14 protein-coding genes are annotated in these 18,995 nt (G+C 75.1%); 8 read left to right on the top strand and 6 right to left on the bottom strand.

Annotated elements, in window-relative coordinates; translation table 11 throughout:
- Positions 1-15: 15 nt before the first annotated feature.
- Positions 16-1,203, bottom strand: a complete 1,188-nt coding sequence (locus ACIPRD_RS06245; protein WP_401560392.1) for a thiolase family protein — start codon at positions 1,201-1,203, stop codon at positions 16-18.
- A 167-nt stretch (positions 1,204-1,370) separates the two neighbouring features.
- Here ACIPRD_RS06245 and ACIPRD_RS06240 point away from each other — a divergent pair, with 167 nt between their 5' ends.
- Positions 1,371-2,180, top strand: a complete 810-nt coding sequence (locus ACIPRD_RS06240; RefSeq protein ID WP_401561838.1) for a lysophospholipase — start codon at positions 1,371-1,373, stop codon at positions 2,178-2,180.
- 169 nt (positions 2,181-2,349) lie between these two features.
- Positions 2,350-3,150, top strand: coding sequence for an SAM-dependent methyltransferase (locus ACIPRD_RS06235; protein ID WP_401560389.1), 801 nt, complete (start codon positions 2,350-2,352; stop codon positions 3,148-3,150).
- 157 nt (positions 3,151-3,307) lie between these two features.
- Here the strand turns inward: ACIPRD_RS06235 and ACIPRD_RS06230 are convergent, their stop codons facing one another.
- Entirely contained in the window at positions 3,308-4,168 is an 861-nt protein-coding gene (locus tag ACIPRD_RS06230) for a Cof-type HAD-IIB family hydrolase (protein WP_356408878.1), read from the bottom strand.
- Between the two features lie 445 nt (positions 4,169-4,613).
- Here ACIPRD_RS06230 and ACIPRD_RS06225 point away from each other — a divergent pair, with 445 nt between their 5' ends.
- Genes ACIPRD_RS06225 through ACIPRD_RS06215 form a run of 3 tightly spaced genes read left to right on the top strand, consistent with a single transcriptional unit; the run spans position 4,614 to position 7,742 of the window.
- Positions 4,614-6,017 (top strand): glutamine synthetase, encoded by a 1,404-nt coding sequence (locus tag ACIPRD_RS06225; RefSeq protein WP_401560386.1) that lies wholly within the window; start codon positions 4,614-4,616, stop codon positions 6,015-6,017.
- Between the two features lie 2 nt (positions 6,018-6,019).
- Entirely contained in the window at positions 6,020-7,198 is a 1,179-nt protein-coding gene (locus ACIPRD_RS06220) for an amidohydrolase family protein (RefSeq protein ID WP_401560384.1), read from the top strand.
- Positions 7,199-7,214: 16 nt separating this feature from the next.
- Positions 7,215-7,742: an NUDIX hydrolase family protein gene (locus tag ACIPRD_RS06215; RefSeq protein WP_356408953.1), complete on the top strand. Its 528-nt coding sequence runs from the start codon at positions 7,215-7,217 to the stop codon at positions 7,740-7,742.
- Between the two features lie 169 nt (positions 7,743-7,911).
- Here the strand turns inward: ACIPRD_RS06215 and ACIPRD_RS06210 are convergent, their stop codons facing one another.
- Entirely contained in the window at positions 7,912-8,853 is a 942-nt protein-coding gene (locus tag ACIPRD_RS06210) for an adenosine kinase (protein WP_401560382.1), read from the bottom strand.
- Between the two features lie 345 nt (positions 8,854-9,198).
- Between ACIPRD_RS06210 and ACIPRD_RS06205 the strand changes: the two genes are divergently transcribed.
- Entirely contained in the window at positions 9,199-10,662 is a 1,464-nt protein-coding gene (locus ACIPRD_RS06205; protein WP_401560379.1) for an MFS transporter, read from the top strand.
- Between the two features lie 175 nt (positions 10,663-10,837).
- Here the strand turns inward: ACIPRD_RS06205 and ACIPRD_RS06200 are convergent, their stop codons facing one another.
- From ACIPRD_RS06200 to ACIPRD_RS06190, 3 genes are all read right to left on the bottom strand, one after another.
- Positions 10,838-12,676 (bottom strand): MOSC domain-containing protein, encoded by a 1,839-nt coding sequence (locus ACIPRD_RS06200; protein WP_401560376.1) that lies wholly within the window; start codon positions 12,674-12,676, stop codon positions 10,838-10,840.
- Between the two features lie 427 nt (positions 12,677-13,103).
- Entirely contained in the window at positions 13,104-14,255 is a 1,152-nt protein-coding gene (locus ACIPRD_RS06195; RefSeq protein WP_401560373.1) for a glutamate--cysteine ligase, read from the bottom strand.
- A 152-nt stretch (positions 14,256-14,407) separates the two neighbouring features.
- Positions 14,408-15,196 (bottom strand): TetR/AcrR family transcriptional regulator, encoded by a 789-nt coding sequence (locus ACIPRD_RS06190; protein ID WP_401560370.1) that lies wholly within the window; start codon positions 15,194-15,196, stop codon positions 14,408-14,410.
- Between the two features lie 308 nt (positions 15,197-15,504).
- On the opposite strand from ACIPRD_RS06190, the gene ACIPRD_RS06185 reads away from it, so the two are divergent.
- Positions 15,505-17,217 (top strand): MFS transporter, encoded by a 1,713-nt coding sequence (locus ACIPRD_RS06185; RefSeq protein WP_356408899.1) that lies wholly within the window; start codon positions 15,505-15,507, stop codon positions 17,215-17,217.
- Positions 17,218-17,770: 553 nt separating this feature from the next.
- Positions 17,771-18,883, top strand: a complete 1,113-nt coding sequence (locus ACIPRD_RS06180) for an aminotransferase class V-fold PLP-dependent enzyme (protein ID WP_401560366.1) — start codon at positions 17,771-17,773, stop codon at positions 18,881-18,883.
- The last annotated feature ends 112 nt before the right edge of the window (positions 18,884-18,995 follow it).

Raw genomic sequence — 18,995 nt, 5'->3', positions numbered from 1 at the left:
CCGGGGAGACTCCCCCTAAGCCCTTTCGACCAGTACGGCGCTTCCCTGCCCGACTCCCACGCACATGGTGGCCAGGCCTCGTGCGCCGCCGGTGCGGCGCATCCGGTGCAGGAGGGTGGTGAGGATGCGGGCGCCGGAGCAGCCGAGGGGATGTCCGAGGGCGATCGCGCCGCCGTACGGGTTCACCAGGGCGGGGTCGATGCCGAGTTGGTCGACGCAGGCCAGGGCCTGGGCGGCGAACGCCTCGTTGAACTCGGCCTCCTGGAGGTCGTCGGTCCGCCAGCCGACGCGGGCGAGCGCCTTGCGGGTGGCGGGTACGGGGCCGATGCCCATGACGTCGGGGTGGACGCCCGCGGACGCGCCGGCGACGTACCGGCCGAGGGACTCCAGACCGAGTTCGCCGAGCATCTCCTCGCTGACCAGCAGGAGTCCGGCCGCGCCGTCGTTCATCGGTGAGGCGTTGCCGGCGGTGACCGTGCCGCCGGGGCGGAAGACCGGCTTGAGGCGGGCCAGTTTCTCCAGCGAGGTGTCCTCGCGGACGCACTCGTCCTGATCGACGACGATGCCGTCCGGCCGCTCCACGGGCAGGAGTTCGGCGTCGAAGTGGCCGTCCTTGCGGGCAGCGGCGGCCCGTTGGTGGCTGCGCAGGGCGAACTCGTCCTGGCGTTCGCGGGATACGCCGTACCGTTCGGCGACCTCCTCGGCGGTCTCGCCCATGGAGAGCACGCCGTGCAGGTCCTTCATGGCGGGGTTGACCAGGCGCCAGCCGAGGCGGGTGTCGTAGGTCTCGATGCGTGCCGGCAGGGCCTCGTCGGGGCGGGGCAGCACGAAGGGAGCGCGGCTCATGGACTCGGAGCCGCCCGCGATCACGATGTCGGCCTCGCCCGCGGCGATGGTGCGGGCGGCGGCGGTGACCGCCTCCAGGCCGGAGGCGCAGAGCCGGTTGACGGTGGCGCCGGGCACGGACTCGGGCAGGCCCGCGAGCAGCGCGGCCATGCGGGCGATGTTGCGGTTGTCCTCGCCGGCCTGGTTGGCGGCGCCCCAGTAGACGTCGTCGACGCGGGCGGGGTCGAGGGCGGGCACCCCGGCCACGAGATGCCGGATCACCGTCGCCGCGAGATCGTCGGGGCGCACGGAGGACAGGGCACCGCGCAGCTTGCCGATGGGGGTGCGGCGGGCGGCCGCGAAGTGGACGGGACGCACGACTTGGACTCCTGACCGACGGCGTTGTGGATCAGCACGTACCTGACGTGTGGGGCGGCGGAGCCCCTTAATTAGCACTGCTAGTTTTTGACTATAGACCGGCCACCGGCCGGCTGGGAAGATCCTCCCGGACCTTCCCCCAGGCAGCCGGAGGAGACATGCCCCACATGCCCGACGTCCGCGAACACACCCTCACCGGCACCCGCGGCGCCCTGGCCGTCCGCGAGTGGCCGCACCCGGCGCCGAGAGCGGTCGTCCTGGTGGTCCACGGGTACGGCGAGCACGCGGGCCGGTACGACGGGCTCGCGGGCGTCCTGGGCCGGCACGGCGCGGCCGTGTACGCGCCCGACCACGCCGGTCACGGCAGGTCGGCCGGCGAACGGGTGCTGATCGAGGACTTCGAGGACGTCGTCACCGACACGCACCGCGTGGCGGACCTGGCCCGCGCCGCGCACCCCGGCGCGCCTCTCGTCGTCCTCGGCCACTCCATGGGCGGCCTGATCGCGGCCCGGTACGTCCAGCGGTACGGCGACGAGCCGAGCGCGCTGATCCTCTCCGGGCCGGTGATCGGCGCGTGGGAGCTGCCCGGGCGGCTGCTCGCGCTGGACGAGATCCCGGACGTGCCCGTCAGCCCGTCCGCGCTCTCCCGCGACCCCGCTGTGGGCGCCGCGTACGCCGCCGACCCGCTGGTCTGGCACGGCCCGATGAAGCGGCCGACGCTCCAGGCGTTCGTCCGGACGCTGAAGGACGTGGCGGGGGGCGGCGACGCCGGGCCGCTGCCGCTGCTGTGGCTGCACGGGGACGACGACCGGCTGGTGCCGCTGTCCGGCAGCCGGCCCGGCGTGGAGCGCCTGAGCGGCGGCCGGCTGACCGAGCGGATCTACGCCGGGGCCCGGCACGAGGTGTTCCACGAGACGAACCGGGAGGAGGTCTTCGCGGACGTCACGCGCTTCCTCGACGAGGTGCTCCCCCGCTGACCGCCGCCGCGCGTCCCCGGGGGGCACGCTCGACCGGGCTGCCGGGCAACTCCGTTGACGGGCGTTCCATTCGGACCGATGACCGAAGATCCTCCGCGTCGGGCCGCTCGCCCGTGCCAGACTGCTCGCACACCCGGGCGAGCGCCGGGGCCGAGCGGAGGAGTGGCACGTGACGGGCACGGGACCGGACGTCCAGCTGATCGACACCACGCGGCCGCATCCGGCCCGGGTCTACGACTGGTTCCTCGGCGGCAAGGACAACTACCCGGTCGACGAGGAGCTCGCCCGGCGGATCACGGCCATCGACGGCGGTGCCCCGAGGGCCGCCCGCGCCAACCGCGCGTTCATGCGCCGGGCCGGCCGGATGCTGGCCGAGGAGACGGGGATCCGCCAGTTCCTGGACATCGGCACGGGCATACCGACCGAGCCCAACCTGCACCAGATCGCCCAGTCCGTCGCGCCGGACACCCGCGTGGTGTACGTCGACAACGACCCGATCGTGCTGGCCCACGCGGGCGCCCTGCTGCGCGGCACCCCCGAGGGCGTGACCGAGTACGTGCAGGCCGACGCCCGCGATCCGCGCGGCATCCTCGAACGGGCCTCCGCGGTACTGGACTTCGACCGCCCGGTCGCCCTGTCCCTCATCGCGCTGCTGCACTTCGTCGCGGACGAGGACGGAGCCCATGACCTGGTGGGCACCCTGGTCGAGGCGCTGGCGCCGGGCAGCGCGCTGGTGCTGTCCATGATGACGGCCGACTTCGAACCGGAGAACGTCCAGCGGGGCATCTCGGCCTACGCGGCGGGCGGAGTGACGCTGGTGGCCCGTTCGCACGCCGAAGTGGGCCGGTTCTTCGAGGGACTCCGCCTCGTCGAGCCGGGTGTCGCGCAGGTGTCCGACTGGCGGCCCGAGAGCACGCCGGAGGACGGCCGGCCGGTCTCGCTGTACGGCGGAGTCGCGCTCAAGTCCTGACCGCGCGCCGCCCGGACGCGCGGGTACGCGGGCGCGTCCGGGCCGGTGTCGGCTCGCGTCCGGGCCGGTGAAGGCTCGTATCCGGGCCGGTGGCGGCTCGCGTCCGGGCCGGCCGGGGACCGGCCACGGCTCCCGCCCCGGCCCGGCCCGGTGACGGCTACAGCGGTACGCCGACCACCCGGGCGATCGTCCGCAGCACCCCGTTGTCGTTGTTGGACGGGGCGATGTGGCGGGCGCGGCGGACGACCTCCGGGTGGGCGTTGGCCATGGCGAAGGACCAGTCGGCGGCGTCCAGCATCTCCAGGTCGTTCAGGTAGTCCCCGAAGACCATGGTCTGCGCGGGCGTGATGCCCAGTTCGCGCTGGAGCCCGCGCAGGGCGGCGCCCTTGTTGGCGGTGCGGTTCATGACGTCGACCCAGTGCTCGCCGGAGACCACGACCTGGTGGGTGGCCCCGAACTCCGCCAGCGCGGGGGCGGTGACCCGCTCGACGGAGCCGAAGTCGAACACCGCGACCTTGATGATGTCGTCGTCGACGGCCGTGACGTCCTCGACGACGCGGTGTTCGACGTAGTACTTGCGCACCTCGGCCAGGAACGCCTCGTCGGTCCGCTCGACGTAGGCGGACCGCTTGCCGCACACGACCGCGCCGGCGTCGGTGCCGTCCGCGACGAGCCCTCGTACCGTACGGGCGACCCGGGCGGCGGCGGAGGGGTCCATGGGGTCGGAGCTCAGTTCCACGCCGTCGCGCACCACGTAGGTGCCGTTCTCCGCTATGAACACCATGCCGTCGGCGACCTCGGCGAACTGCTGTGCCAGCGTCGCGTACTGGCGGCCGCTCGCGGGGCTGAAGAGCACGCCGCGCCGGCGCAGTTCGGCGAGCACCGGCCACAGGCCCGCGGGGGCGCGCTTGGCGTCGTCCAGCAGGGTGCCGTCCATGTCGGTGACGACGAGCCGGATGTCGGCCGGGCCCGGGGGCAGGTCGGAGGCGTCGAGGAGGGGGGCGGGCGTGACGGACATGTCCTGCTTCCGGTCGGGGACGGGTACAACACGGGAATGCCGCCCAGTCTTCCTCATGCCCCCGGCCGTCCCCCGGGCCGGGGAGGACCGCGGGACCCGGGGAGGACCGCGGGGGCCCGGGGAGGACCGTGGGGGCCCGGGGAGGACCGGCCAGGACCGCAGAGGCCCGGTCCGGACCGCGGAGGACCGGACCGGACACCTCCGCTGCGCGCGGCGCGCGGGCCGGGAACCGGACGACGCGGCCGCGGCGGTGCCGCGGTTCGGTGCGGTCGCCGTGAAACCCTGGCCCCGACACCGCCGGGACCGGGGACCCGCGCGGCCCCGCGCCGGGGAGACGGACGGTACGCGCACCGCCCGGGCGGTCCGGTCAGCCGGTCCGCGCGCCCCCGGGACCGGGCCGCCCCGGGGCCGGCCACGCGGAAGGCCGAGCCGTCGAGGAGGACGTATGACGACCCTTGCCGATCCGGTGCCCGGCGGGCGCCCCGGCGAGCCGCGGCGGGCCGCCGCCCTGGGCGCGGACCTGGCGGAACGGGGCGTGCGCGGGATCGTGCTCGCCTACGTGGACACCGCGGGGATCACCCGGGTGAAGACGGTCCCGCCGGCGCGGCTGGAGGCGGCGGTGACCTGGGGGGTGGGGATGTCCCCGGTCTTCGACACCTTCCTCGCCGACGACTCGGTCGTCACCACCGACGTGCTCGGCTCCCCCGACGGCGACCTGCGGCTCTACCCCGACCTCGACCGGCTCACCGTCCTGGCCGCGCAGCCGGGATGGGCGTGGGCGCCGGTGGACCGCGTCGGCCAGGACGGCGCCCCGCACCCGGGGTGCTCCCGCACGTTCCTGCGCCGGACGGTCGCGCGGGCCGCCGAGCGGTACGGCCTGTCCTTCCGGGCCGCGGTGGAGATCGAGTGGGCGGTAGGGCTGGACTCGGCGCCCCCCGGGGAGTTCGTGCCCGCGGCGCCGGGCCCCGCGTACGGCGCGGTGCGGCAGGTCGCGCTGAGCGACTTCGCGGCCGACCTGCTGGCGGCGCTGGACGCCCAGGGCGTGGACGTGGACCAGGTCCATCCCGAGTACGCGGCCGGGCAGTTCGAGGTCTCGGTGGGCGCGCTGGACCCGGTGGCGGCGGCCGACCGGAGCGTGCTGGTGCGCCAGACGATCCGCGCGGTGGCCGCCCGGCACGGTCTGCGGGTGTCGTTCGCCCCGGCGGTGCTCGCCGGGAGCGTCGGCAACGGCGGCCATCTGCACCTGTCCTGCCGGCGCGGCGGCCGGAACCTGCACGCGGGCGGCGAGGGCAGGTACGGCATGACGGCGGAGGCGGAGTCGTTCCTCGCCGGGGTGCTCGCGCGGCTGCCGGCGCTGACGGCGGTGACCGCGCCGAGCCCGGCCAGCTATCTGCGGCTCAGGCCCTCCCGATGGGCGGGGGTGTTCACCTCCTGGGGCCGGGAGACCCGCGAGGCCGCGCTGCGGGTCGTCACCGGGACGGCCGGACACGAGGAGCAGAGCGCGAATCTGGAGGTCAAACCCGTCGACCTGGCCGCGAACCCGTATCTCGCCCTCGGCTGTGTCGTCGCCGCCGGCCTGGACGGCCTGGCCGCCGGCCGCCCGCTGCCCGGGGAGATCACCGGGAACCCGGCGCGGTACGGGCCGGACGACGCCGCCGCCCTCGGGGTACGGCGGCTGCCGGAGTCGCTGCCGGAGGCCGTCGCGGAGTTCCGCGCCGACCGGGTGCTGCGGGACGCGCTGGGCCCGGTGCTGGCGGACGCGGTGACGGCCGTACGGCAGGGCGAGGCGGCGGCAGCCGAAGGGCTGGACGACGCCGGAGTGGCGGCGGCCTACCGGTGGGCGTACTGACGATGACCACGCCGGGACCGCTCCAGGAGGCCCTCGCCGCGCTGCCGCTGGTGGACCACCACTGCCACGGGGCCTCGACCGCGGACCTCGGCCCCGGGGAGTTCGCCTCGCTGCTCACCGAGGGCGGGGCGTGGCCGGGTGTGTCCCCCTTCGACAGCCCGGCCGGCGTGGCGGTGCGCCGGCACTGCGCGCCCCTGCTGGACCTCCCCCGCCACGCACCGCCGGCCGACTACGTGGCCCGGCGCGCCGAGCTGGGCTGGCGCGAGGTCAACCGGCGTCTCCTGTCCGCCGCCGGGGCCGAGGTGTTCTGCGTGGACACCGGCTTCACCCCGCACCCCGGCACCGGACCCGCCGAACTCGCCGCGGCCGCGGGAGCCGCCGCCTACGAGGTCGTACGGCTGGAGCGGGTGGCGGAGGCGGTCGTGGCCCGGGGCGTCGAACCGGACGCGTACGCACGGGAGTTCGAGGCGGCGGCCGAGCAGGCCGTACGGCGGCCCGGGGTGGTGGCGGTGAAGTCGGTGGCCGCCTACCGCACGGGTCTCGGTCTGGACCCCGCGCGCCCGGCCGCGGACGAGGTGACCCGGGCGGCCGCGCGGATGCTCGCGGACGGCGGGCGCCGCCTGGCCGACCCGGTCCTCGTACGGCACCTGCTGTGGACGGCCGTCGGGCTGGGACTGCCCCTCCAGCTGCACACCGGCTTCGGCGACGCCGACCTGCGGCTCCACCGCGCCGACCCGTCCCTGCTGACCGACTGGCTGCGCCTGACGGCGGGCGCGGTCCCGGTCCTGCTGCTGCACTGCTGGCCCTACCACCGCCAAGCCGCTTTCCTGGCAACGGTGTTCGAGCACGTGTACCTCGACGTGGGACTCGCCCTGCACCACACGGGTCCGGCGCGCTCACGGGAGGTGCTGGAGGAGGCTCTGGAGATCACGCCGTTCCGCAAGCTGCTGTACAGCTCCGACGCCTATGGTGTGGCCGAGTTCCATCACCTGGGCGCGCTGTCCTTCCGGCGGGGAATGGCCGGATTGCTGCAAGCCCGGGTGGCGGAGGACGAGTTGAGCCTGCCCGACGCCCTGCGCATCGCGGCCTGGACCGGCCGGGACAACGCCCGCCGCGTCTACGGACTGCCCGCATCCGAATCCGCCCGTCACCCCGGCGGGCGCCCCACCCGGAAAGTATGATCAAGCAATGTCTGACATGACCGAGACCACGCCCGGCTGGCTGACCACGGACGAGCTGGAAATGGCCAGGGCCCGGATGCCGATCCTGTACGTCGAGGCTGTGCCCGTCAGGGTGGACGACAGCGGCGAAGTCACCAGCATCGGGCTGTTGTTGCGCATCGGCCCGGACGGCACGGTCAGCCGGACCCTGGTGTCCGGCCGGGTCCTGCACCACGAGCGGGTCCGCGACGCGCTGCTGCGCCATCTGGAGAAGGACCTCGGCCCGGTGGCCCTCCCCCGGGTGCCGTCCTCCATGCAGCCGTTCACGGTCGCCGAGTACTTCCCGACGGCCGGCGTCACCGCGTACCACGACCCGCGCCAGCACGCCGTGTCCCTCGCCTACATCGTCCCGGTGACCGGCGACTGCCGGCCCCGCCAGGACGCCCTGGACCTGGTGTGGTTCAGCCCGCAGGAGGCGGCCTCGGCGGCCGTGCAGAGCGAGATGCCGGGCGGGCACGGGGTGCTGCTGAAGCAGGCGCTGGCACACGTGGGCGTCGTGTCCTGATCCACACCCGCCCGCCGGGCCGGGCCGCCACGCCCGGCCCCCGCGGGCGGCACCACCCGGCCCGCGCGGACGGCGGTACCCCCGGCCCGCGCGGACCGCAGCACCCCGGCCCGCGTGGACGGCAGTACCGCGGTCGGCGCGGGTGGCACCGGCCCGGCGGGCGGGCAGGTCAGCGGCTGCCGGCCCCCGGCGCGTGGACGGTCTCGCGGGGCGGTTCCGCCGCGCCGGCGAGGAGCGCGTCCCTGCCGATGGCGTCCGCGCGGGTGGACGGCACCGTGCAGGCGTACGCCCCGGCCACCGCGCCGTACCGGGCGCACCGCAGGGGGTCCTCGCCGCGCAGCCGGCCGAACAGGAAGCCGCAGGCGAAGGCGTCGCCCGCGCCGTTGGAGTCGACCACGGCGCCCGGGGGCGTGACGGCGGGGACGTGCGTCAGTTCGCCGTCGGCCAGCAGGTACGCGCCGTCGGCCCCGGCGGTGGCCACCACCGTCCGGGCCCGGCCGCGGGCGGCGATCGAGCGCATGGTCGCCTCGAAGTCGGCGAGGGCCGTGGTGGACAGGAACACGAGGTCCGCGCCGAGCGCGAAGGGCTCGTGATACGGGTCGACCCCGTCCCAGTTGTGCAGGTCGGTGGAGATGGTCAGGCCCGCCTCGTGCAGCAGGGGCATCGCGAGCGCGCACGGATGGGTGATGACGACGTGGGCGTGCCGGCTGGAGGCGGCCAGGGCGCGCACGGTCTCCTCAGGGAAACTGGCGGGCTCCTGGGCGCGCGTGGCGTCGTACAGCGACAGCCGCCGTCCGTCCGGGCCGACCAGGTTGACCGCCCGCTTCGTGCCGCCGGGCGACAGGACACCGGTGAAGGGGATGTCCCGGTCGCGGTGCAGCGCGCGGACGAGGTCACCCTCGTGGTCGTCGCCGATCAGGTCGAGGTGGTGGCTGCGCAACCCCAGCGCGCTGAGGCCGAGCGCGACGAAGTCCCCGCTCTGTCCCGCGCGTGTCCGGATGCCCGGCCGGATCATGTAGCTGTCGGCGTACGGAAGCGGCAGCTCGGGGACGTGGACGATGGTGTCCACGCCGGCGCCGCCCAGGACGAGGACGTCGGTCTCGGTGCTCATGGAGGTCTGCTGGTTCCTCTCGTCGGCTCATCGGCTCGGGGAGCTGTGCGAGTCAAACAGCCCGCGGCACACCTGGCAAGAACTTGCAGAAACTTGCGGCAATCAGTGTCGGATGACGATGCGTCGGACGCGCGGCAAACGGTGTCCGGTGACGATGCGTCTGACGCGCGGCGATCGGTGTCCGGCGCGGCACACGACATGGGGCGATCGGTGTCCGGCGCGGCGCACGGCATGGGGCGAGGGGCGACGCTGGGGTGCCCGGTGGGCGCGTCCCGGGCGGGGTCCGCGCCCGCGTTGGCATGATGGCCGTTCGGGGGGAGCCGCGGACAGATCGGAGCCTGCGTCGTGCCCTTCGCGGAGTCGGCGGGAGGCGGTGCCCCCGGGCACCCCGGACGCCCCGGGCCCGCCCGGCCGGCCGGACGCCGGTCCGCCGCACCGCTGCTGGCCGTGTGCACCGGTTACTTCATGGTCATCCTGGACGTCACAGTCATCAACGTCGCCGTGCCCGTGATGGGCCGGGAGCTGCCGGCCTCGCTCACCGGCATCCAGTGGATCACGGACGGATACACCCTGGTCTTCGCCGGGTTCCTGATGACGGGCGGCGCGCTCGGCGACCGGCTGGGCAGCCGGCGCGTGTTCTGCGCGGGCGTCGTGGTGTTCACGCTGGCCTCGGCCGCGTGCGCGGGCGCCCCGGACGCCGTGTTCCTCGTGGCGGCCCGGCTGCTGGAGGGACTCGGCGCGGCACTGATCGTCCCGGGTTCGCTCGCCCTGCTCCAGGAGGCGTATCCGCTGCCCGAGGAGCGTTCGCGCGCCTTCGGGCTGTGGGGCTCGATGGCGGGCGTCGCGGCGTCCGCCGGACCGCTGCTGGGCGGGCTGCTGGTGTCCACGGTGGGCTGGCGCTGGGTCTTCCTCGTCAACCTGCCGGTCGGCGCGGCCTGTCTGGCGCTCACGGCGGGATGCGTGGCGGCCTCGCCCCGCCACGCCGGACGGGCCCTGGACTGGCCCGCGCAGTGTGCCGTGATCGCGGCGGTGGCCCTGCTGACGGGTTCGCTGAACGAGGCCGGCCGGCGCGGCTGGTCCGATCCCCTGGTGCTGGCCGGGCTCGGCCTGGTCGTGCCCGCGGCCGGGGCGTTCGTGTGGCGCGAGCGCACCGCCCGGTCACCCGCCCTTCCCACCCGCCTGCTCCGCTCGCGCGCGATGGCCGGCGGGGCCGCGATCGGGCTGCTGTTCAACTTCGGCTTCTACGGCATGGTGTTCACCGCCAGCCTGGATTTCCAGCAGGAGCGGGGCTACAGCGCCCTCAGGACGGGCCTCGCGCTGTTTCCCGCGGTGGCGATGACGATGTTCGCCTCCGTCCTCTCCGGACGCCTCGCCCGCCGCACCGGGGACCGTCCGCTGGTCGTGACCGGCATGCTCCTGGGCGCCCTGGGGCTGGCGGGCTGGGCCGCGGCGGGCGCCGCTCCCGCCTACCCGCTGCTGGTCGCTCCGCTGATGGCGGTCGGGTTCGGCACGTCCTTCGCGCTGACCGGTTCGACCGCCACGGTGATGGGGGCGGCTCCCCCGGCGTACGCGGGCGCGGCCTCCGGGCTGTTCAACACCGCCCGCCAGATCGGCAGCGCCACCGGCGTGGCCCTCGGCGGCAGCCTGCTGGCCACCGGCGCCGGGCACGGCACCGGGCACGGCACCGGCGTGCGCACCGCCATGGCCGTGGGAGCCCTCGCCTATCTGGTCGCGGCCGCGCTCGCGTGGTGGTGCGTGCCGGGGAGGGCCCGGCGGCCCGGCACTCCGGCAGCGGCGCCGGGGCGCTGACCGGGCCTCGGCCTCCGCTCGGGTCCGGGCCTCCGCACGGGTCCCGGCCTCCGCGCGGGTCCGGGGTTCCCCGCGGGTCCGGGGTTCCGGCGGCGCCGGGGCGCTGACCGGCGGAGGAGTACGGTCCGGCCGGACGGCGGCACCGGTGGACGCCGGTCCGGCGCGGGCGGGGGTGTCAGAGGTCGAGGACCACTTCGGTGGCCGGTTCGCTGCAGCAGACGAGGACGGTGCCTTCCTCGGGAAGTTCGAGGGGCGGGCTGGTGTAGGTGACGCCGCCCGTCACCAGCGGGGTGACGCAGGTGTGGCAGACACCGGTGCGGCAGGACCAGCGGGTCGGGATGTCGCAGGCCTCGGCGAGTTCGAGGAGGGAGGCGCATCCCGACGGCCAGGGGGTGGTGACGCCGCTGCGGGCGAAGGTGACGAGCGGACCGGTGCCGGCGGGGCCGGCCGGCCGGTGGGGCCGTACAGCCGTGCCCGCGTCGCCCGCGACGACGCCGGGGGTGAGGGCGGGCAGGGCGCCGAACTGTTCCGTACGGATCCGTTCGGGCCGCAGGCCGTGGTCGCGCAGGAGGGCGCCGAAGCCGTCCATGAAGGCGACGGGACCGCAGAGGTAGGCGTCGGCGTCGGCGGGGATGCCCATGGCGGTGAGCGACCGGGCCGTGGGCCGGCCCCCGGTCACCCGGGGTCCGCCGTCCTGGCCGGCGCCGGAGCTGTAGAAGATGTGCTCGTGGGCGCGCGGGAGCCGCGCCAGCAGGGCGTGGGCCTCGTCCGCGAACGCGTGGTGGGCACGGTCGTGGGCGATGTGCACCCACCACAGGGGGCGTGGATCGGATGCGGCGGCGAGCCGGTGGAGCATGGCGAGCACCGGGGTGGCGCCGATCCCCGCGGAGGCGAGGACGACCGGACGGGTGCCGTCCTCCAGGACGAACGTCCCGCGCGGGCTCGCGACGTCCACCAGATCGCCGGTCCGGAGCGTGGTGTTCAGGTAGCCGCTGACCAGACCGGGGCTCTCGCGCTTGACGCTGATCCGGTACATGCCGTCCTCGGGGACGGCGGACAAGGAGTAGCTGCGCACGGCGGGACCGGCGTCCCCGAGGGCGAGCCGGAGGGAGAGGTACTGCCCCGGGCGGCCTCCGGGCAGGGGGGTGCCGTCGGTCGGGGTGAGGTAGATCGACGAGACGGCGGCGGTCTCGTGGACGATCCGGTCGACCCGCATGGCCCTGAAGCCCTGCCATCCGGGCCGGTCCACGGGCGGCCGTTCCGCGGCGGGCCCGTCCGCACGCCCGGCTGCGCCCGCCGACCCGGGTGCGCCCGCTCGCCCGGGTGCGCCCGCTCGCCCGGGTGCGCCGGCGGGCTCCGGCCCGCCGTCGGGCGTCCGTGCGGCGAGTTCCCGGAAGGACTGCTGCCATCCGGGGCTGAGGGCGGGGATCTCCAGCGCGCGGCGCAGCATCGCCGGGTCGCGGCCGGGCAGGTAGAGGAGGGCGTCGGTCTCGGCGACGCTGAGCTCCTGCGGCCCCTTGCGGACCAGCGTGATCGTGTCGCCCGCCCGGACCAGCCCCTCGGTGATCACCCGCAGGTAGAAGCCGGGCCGGTGGTGGGCGACCATCTGGGCGGCCATGGTGGGTTCGCCCAGGCGCATGCCGACGCGGTAGCAGGTGACGCGGGGCTGGGTGACCTCGAACTCGGCCTCGCCGACGCGGTACCGGTCACCGACGCACACCTCGTCATCGGGCAGTCCGTCGACGGTGAAGTTCTCCCCGAAGATGCCGAAGGCCAGGTCGTCGCGGCCGAGCTGTTTCTCCCAGAACCGGTAGGACTCCAGCTGGTACACGAGCACCGCCCGGATCTCGCCGCCGTGTCCGGCCAGGTCGCCCTGGCCGTCTCCGTCGACGTTGAGGCGCCGGACCATGCGCGGGCCCTGGACCGGGGACTTCCAGGCGCCGGTGCGGACGGTCCTGCCCGCCCAGGGGACGTCCTGGGGCATCCCTACGTTGACGGAGAGCAGCGTGGCCATCGGTGACCTCCCGCGAGGTGGTCGGAGGGGGTGGCCGGAGGGGGTGGTCCGGCCGCGGCGGTACGGGGGCGACGCGGCCGGTCGACCAGCCGCCCCGCCCGTCGCGGGTGCGCGGCGGTCCGGGCGCGCCGGTACCGGCACCGCGCCCGGACACGCACCGGCGGGCGCGCCGGCATCGGATCCGCGCCCGGGCGGGACCGCCTCCACCCATCGAACACCACGGAGCGCGGCCGGTCCTGCGGGACCGCCGGTGCCGGGGTGAGGCCGGGCCGCCCCCAGCCGCCACGGGCCGCGACAGCGACCCCCCACCACGCCCCCACCGCCACCAGCCGCGCCACGCGGACCCCCTGGGCCTGGCCCGGGCCGGGCCCAGGCTGGGCCGGGCCCAGGCCGGGGCGGGCTCAGGCCAGGCCGGGGCGGGGCGGGCTCAGGCCGGGGCGGCCGTGGTGATGCGGGCGCAGTCGGTGACCACGGCGGCGAGGGAGCCCCGCTCCCGCAGGAGCCGGCGCTGGATGCGCGCACCGTTGCCCCGCGCCAGCAGGCCGGCGACGCCCTCGCGGACGAGTTCCTCGTCGCCGTACCCGGCCAGGGCCTTGCGGACGTGGGCGCAGAGCGCCTGCACGGCGTCCTCGGCGGTGGTCTCCGTCATCGTCTCCGGGTGGAGGAGGGGGCCGTCTAGCCCGGACCGGCCGGCCCGCCAGGCCGCCAGCCGGAGCAGATGCGTGCCGACGCGGGCGGGGGGTTCCCCGTCGCGCCAGGCCCGGGCGGCGGTCTCGACGAGGGCCCGGACGAGGGCGGCCAGGACCACGGGGGTCGACGCGTCGAGGCAGACGTCGGCCACCCTGATCTCCACGGTGGGATAGGAGGCCGACAGCCGGGCGTCGAAGTAGATCATCCCCTCGTCCCGCAGCACGCCGGTGCCCAGCATGGCGCGGATCTGCTCGTGGTAGCGGTCGGCGGACCCGAAGACGTCCATGGGCCCGGCGGAGGGCAGCCGGTTCCACACCCGGCTGCGATAGCTCGCGTAGGCGCTGTCCTGCCCCTGCCAGAAGGGGGAGTTCGCGCTCATCGCGGTCAGCACGGCCAGCCAGGGGCGGATCCGGTCCAGTACGGCGACGCCCTCCTCGTCCGACTCGACCGCGACATGGACGTGGCAGCCGCAGGTCAGCTGCTCCTGCGCGGTCAGCCCGAACTGCCCGCCCAGCCAGTCGTACCGCTGCCCCGGGCTCCTCGACGGCCGCGCCGGCAGGGGGGAGGTCGCGATGGCCGCGACGAGCGCTCCGGCGGACGCGGCGTGCCGGCGCGCCTCGGCGCGGCAGCGGACGATCTCGTCGCGGAGTTCGCCCATCCGGGTCACCGGCCGGGTGGCGAACTCCAGTTGCTCCCGCTGGAGTTCCTTCTCGAAGGCGTGCCCGGGGGCGCCGCCGTCGGGTGACGGCTTTCCGGCCGCCCGGTCCGCGGCCGCCCGGTCCGCGGCGTCGAGGTCCGCGGCCTTCAGGACGGCGCCCGACAGGGCCAGTGCCTCACCGCTGCGGGCGTGCACCAGCAGCAGTTCCTCCTCCACGCCTACGCTGCGCATGCGACCATCGCCCGGCGTCCCCACGTTCGCATGTCCTCCACCTGCCCGTCCCGTCCGGGCCACGGCCGCGGCTGCGCCGCCACGGCCCGACGAATGGCGGCAAACGATACGTATGTCCGTCTGGCCGGAATTCCGGCGGCCAAACCTGCGGATCAGGCGTCCGGGCCCGGAGCGTCCGGGCCGGGCAGGTAGCTCGCCAGGCCGCGCAGGATGATCTCCAGGCCGATGTCGAACCGCTCGTCGGAGGAGTCGGTGACCATCACCGGGGCCAGGGCGCGCAGGTGGGGGAAGTCCTTCGCGGGCAGGGACGCGAAATAGCCCTGCATCTCGTCGGCCATCTCGCGCCAGTCGGGACGGGCCAGGGAGGCGTCGCCACCGCCGCGCCGCGCGGCCCGGTCCTGCCACATCTCCTCCTCCAGCACGAAGCCGTCGATGTACGTGGAGATGAGGTCGCCCGCCTCCGCCGCGATGCGGTCGGGCAGCCCCGCGGTACGGAAGACGGCGAGCAACGACTCGACGTGCGGCAGCAGTTCGGCCGTGAACGGCACGTGGGCCATGGAGATCCTGGCCATGTCGCGATGGGCCAGCAGCCGCTCGCGCCCCCCGCGCGCGTACTCCCGGACCTGCTCCCGCCAGCGCTCCGGGTCGGCCTCGGGCATCCGGAAGCCGTCGAAGAGACGCGTGTACATCAGCTCCAGGAGGTCGTCCTTGGAGGTGACGTGTGCGTAGAGGGCGGAGACCGCGACCCCGAGTTCGGCGGCCACCTGGCGCATCGACAGCCCGTCGAGCCCCTGCCGGTCCAGCACGGTGAAGGCCGCCTCGACGACCCGGTCGCGGGACAGGGGCGCACGCGCGGGGGCGGCCTGCGGGCGGGCGGGACGCTCGCGCTCCCAGGGGGACGGCGGAGGTGGTACGGAGTTGCCGGCGGCCGCGTCGCTCATGGGGACAGTCTAGGCGCGGGAGAACAGTGTTCTCCTCCCGCGAGCAGGCACTCCGCTCCGAGAAACGCGATATATCTTGTCACCGCGCCACCCTTGCGCTATATCTTGATGAACGCCGTTCTCTCGGTGAGCAGTGTTCTGTTAGGGTGAACGCCGTTCTCCCACGCGTCCGGCCGTTCCGCCCCGCCGTTCGACCCGGCCTCCGGGCCCGCCGCCGCGAGCCGGGCGGCCGCATCCATCCGTCAGTCACGTCCATCCGCCGCGCCCCGGACCTCACCGCGGGCGCGGCCGTTCCGCGAGGAGTACCGATGTCCACCACCGGTGTCGCGTCCGCCGAGACGCCCGCCGACGCACCAGCGCCCTACCGGTGGCGCTGGCCCGCGCTCTTCGTGATCCTCGCGGCCGAGGTGATGGACCTCCTCGACGCCGTCGTCACGAACATCGCCGGTCCCTCCATGCGGGCCGACCTCGGCGGCAGCGCGTCCACCCTGCAGTGGCTCGCCGCCGCGTACACCCTCTCGATGGCCGTGGGCCTGGTCACCGGTGGACGTCTCGGGGACATCCACGGGCGCCGCCGGATGTTCATGGTCGGCGCCGCAGGCTTCACCCTGGGCTCGCTGCTGTGCGCGGTGTCCGTGTCGCCCGAGATGCTGATCGGCGCGCGTGTCGTCCAGGGTCTCTTCGGCGCGGTGATGCTGCCTCAGGGCCTCGGCATGATCAAGGAGATGTTCCCGCCCAAGGAGTCCCAGAAGGCCTTCGGCATGTTCGGCCCGGTCATGGGGCTGTCCGCGGTGTGCGGTCCGATCCTGGCGGGCTGGCTGGTGGACGCCGACTACTTCGGCACCGGCTGGCGGATGATCTTCCTGATCAACCTGCCGCTCGGCGCCGCGGCCCTGCTCGGCGCCCTGCGCTACCTGCCGCGGGGCCGGTCCGACAGCCGGCCGCGCCTCGACATACCGGGCATGCTCCTGGTCTCGCTGGCCGCGCTGCTCCTCATCTTCCCGCTGGTCCAGGGCCGCGAGTACGACTGGCCGGTGTGGACGTTCGTGATGATGGCCGTCTCGGTGGCCTTCTTCGTGGCCTTCGGTGTGTACGAGTCGCGCCGCAACGCGGCCGGCCACGACCCGCTGGTCGTCCCCAGCCTCTTCCGCAAGCGCGGGTTCAGCGGCGGCATGGTCCTCGGCCTGGTCTTCTTCTCGGCCATGCAGGGCTTCATGCTGGTCTTCAACCTCTACACCCAGATCGGCCTCGGCTACTCGCCGCTCAAGGCCGGTCTGGTCATGGTCCCCTGGTCCGGCGGCATGATCGTCGGCTTCGGCGTGGCGCAGGGTGTCGTACGGTTCGGGCGCTCGGTGCTCCAGGCGGGCGCGCTGGTCATGGCGCTCGGCGTGTTCGGCGTGTGGCTGACCCTCGACAGGGTGGGCAGCGGCGTCGGCCCCTGGCAGCTCCTGCCGTCGCTCCTCGTCACCGGTGTCGGCATGGGCCTGCTCATGGCCCCCTTCTTCGACATCGTCCTCGCCAGTGTCGAGCAGCACGAGACGGGGTCGGCGTCCGGCACCATGACCGCGATGCAGCAGCTCGGCGGCGCGTTCGGCGTGGCCATCCTCGGCACCGTGTTCTTCGGCCTGGTGGGCGGCGGGATCGCCACCGCGGTCGACCACCACTCGGCGGGGCTGCGGGGGCAGCTGGCCGCCGCGCACGTCGCCCCGGCCGCACAGGACCGCATCGTGAAGGACCTGCGCACGTGCGCCTCGGACCGCGCGGTCGCGAAGGATCCCGCCGCGACCCCCGCGTCCTGCGCGCGCCTGGAGAAGGACACCCGGTCCGCCGTCACCTCGCCCCAGGCCGGCGCCCGCATACCCGCCGCGCTGAAGGCGACCGCCACTTCGGCTTTCCAGAGCGGGTTCGGCTCCGTGATGAAGACGGTGCTGTGGATCGTCGACGGCATGCTGGGCCTGACGTTCCTGCTGGCCTTCCTGCTGCCCCGCCACGCCCGTCCCGAGGAGTCCGCCGGACACTGAGCCCGGCCGCCTCGGGCGGCGCGCGTCCGGGTGCACGGAGCTGCTTCCGGCGGCGCGCGTCCGGGTGACCGGGGCTGCTTCCCGCGGCGCGCGTCCGGGTGACCGAAGCTGCTCCCGGCGGCGCGCGTCCAGGTGAACGGGACGGCCGGATACCCCTGAGGAGGGGTGCCCGGCCGTCCCGTCATGTCGTCCCCCGGACCCGCCGGGTGCCGCCGGGTGCCGGTCGGAGGTCGGTCGGAGGTCGGTCGGGGGCAGGCCCCGGGGCGGACCGCGCGCCGCGCTGCGCGTACCGTTCGAGCGGGCGGGGGCGTCCACGAGGGCGGCGCGCCGGCCGGACGCGGCACGCCTGTCGGCCGGACGCGCGGAACCCCTGACCCGGCGCGCCGCCCGCACCGCCACGCGGGCGGGTTCGTGCCCGTCGGACCACACCCCCGCGGACCGCCCCGATCCGCACGCCCGAACACCCCGATCCGCAGCCCCCGATCCTCAACGCCCGATCCACCACGCCCGATCCACCACGCCCGATCCGCAACGCCCCGGAAGGACGAGCCCCGTGCTCACGTCGTACGCAGCTCATTTCGACACGCCCGCCGGATACCTGGACTTCGCGCGGTTCGGACCGCCGTCGCGGGACGCGGTGGCCGCCACCGCGCGCGCTATGGAGGAGTCCGCCCGTGCCGACCACACCACCGTGGACGAGCTGATGCGCGCCGAGGAGACCGCGCGGAACACCGCCGCGCGACTCGCAGGCACAGACGCCGCGCACACGGCACTGCTCCCGAACGCGTCCACGGGCCTCTTCCACGCCGCGCTCGGCATCCGTCGGGGCGTGGTCCTCGCGGCCCGTACGGACTTCCCCGCCAACCACTACCCGTGGCGCCGCGCGGCGGAACTGGGCCGGGCCACGCCCCGCTGGCTCGATCCGGAGCCCGGTGGCGGGGTCACCCCCGAACTCGTCCGCGCGGCACTGTCCGAGGACGTCGTCGCCGTGTCCGTCAGCGCCGTGGACTTCCGCACCGGCTTCCGTGCCGACCTGGCCGGGCTGCGCGAGGCGATCGGCCCGGACCGGCTGCTGATCGTGGACGCCATCCAGGCGTTCGGCGTGGCGGAGATGCCCTGGGACGCGGCGGACGTGGTGGTGGCCGGCGGCCAGAAGTGGCTGCGCGCGGGATGGGCCACCGGCTTCGCCGCGCTGTCCGACCGCGCGCTGGAGTCCCTGGAGCCGGTCCTCACCGGCTGGACGGGCGTCCAGGACGCGGGCCTCTTCGACGGCGCGGAGCACTCCCCCGCCCCGGACGCGCGGCAGTGGTCGATCACCAACCTCAGCCCGGTGACGGCGGCGGCGTTCGCGGCCGCGCTGGACCTGGTCGAGCGGCACACGGTCGCGGCCATCGAGTCCGCGATCGCCACCCGGACCGCCGAACTCACCGAGGCCGTCAGGGTGCACGGCGGCCGCGTCCTCTCCCCCGCCGACCCGGCCCGGCGCGCCGGCATCCTCTCCTTCACGATGCCGGACCACGATCCGTCCCTGGTCGCGAAGGCCCTCCACGCCGAGGGCGTCACCCCCACGGTGCGCACGGACTCGCTCCGCCTCTCCCCTCACGCCTCGACCCCACCGGAGGCCTCCGAGCGGGTCGCCGCCGCACTGTCGTCCCTGCCCGCCTGAACCCACGTCCCCCGCGCCTGGACCCACAGCCCCACGCCCGGACCTGGCACACCGTCACCGGTCGCCCGCACCTGCCGCCGCGGGCCCCTCCGGCCGGCACACCCCGGGGCAC

Origin of the sequence: Streptomyces sp. NPDC090108, assembly GCF_044747185.1 — a bacterium.
Lineage (GTDB): Bacteria > Actinomycetota > Actinomycetes > Streptomycetales > Streptomycetaceae > Streptomyces.
Note: the sequence above shows the minus strand (reverse complement) of the source record. Positions and strands in the feature narration are given on the sequence as shown.

Coding starts and splice junctions, on each gene's coding strand:
- ACIPRD_RS06240 (WP_401561838.1), top strand. CDS start 1,371: ATGCCCGACGTCCGCGAACACACCCTCACCGGCACCCGCGGCGCCCTG.
- ACIPRD_RS06230 (WP_356408878.1), bottom strand. CDS start 4,168: ATGTCCGTCACGCCCGCCCCCCTCCTCGACGCCTCCGACCTGCCCCCG.
- ACIPRD_RS06225 (WP_401560386.1), top strand. CDS start 4,614: ATGACGACCCTTGCCGATCCGGTGCCCGGCGGGCGCCCCGGCGAGCCG.
- ACIPRD_RS06220 (WP_401560384.1), top strand. CDS start 6,020: ATGACCACGCCGGGACCGCTCCAGGAGGCCCTCGCCGCGCTGCCGCTG.
- ACIPRD_RS06215 (WP_356408953.1), top strand. CDS start 7,215: ATGACCGAGACCACGCCCGGCTGGCTGACCACGGACGAGCTGGAAATG.
- ACIPRD_RS06210 (WP_401560382.1), bottom strand. CDS start 8,853: ATGAGCACCGAGACCGACGTCCTCGTCCTGGGCGGCGCCGGCGTGGAC.
- ACIPRD_RS06200 (WP_401560376.1), bottom strand. CDS start 12,676: ATGGCCACGCTGCTCTCCGTCAACGTAGGGATGCCCCAGGACGTCCCC.
- ACIPRD_RS06195 (WP_401560373.1), bottom strand. CDS start 14,255: ATGCGCAGCGTAGGCGTGGAGGAGGAACTGCTGCTGGTGCACGCCCGC.
- ACIPRD_RS06190 (WP_401560370.1), bottom strand. CDS start 15,196: ATGAGCGACGCGGCCGCCGGCAACTCCGTACCACCTCCGCCGTCCCCC.
- ACIPRD_RS06185 (WP_356408899.1), top strand. CDS start 15,505: ATGTCCACCACCGGTGTCGCGTCCGCCGAGACGCCCGCCGACGCACCA.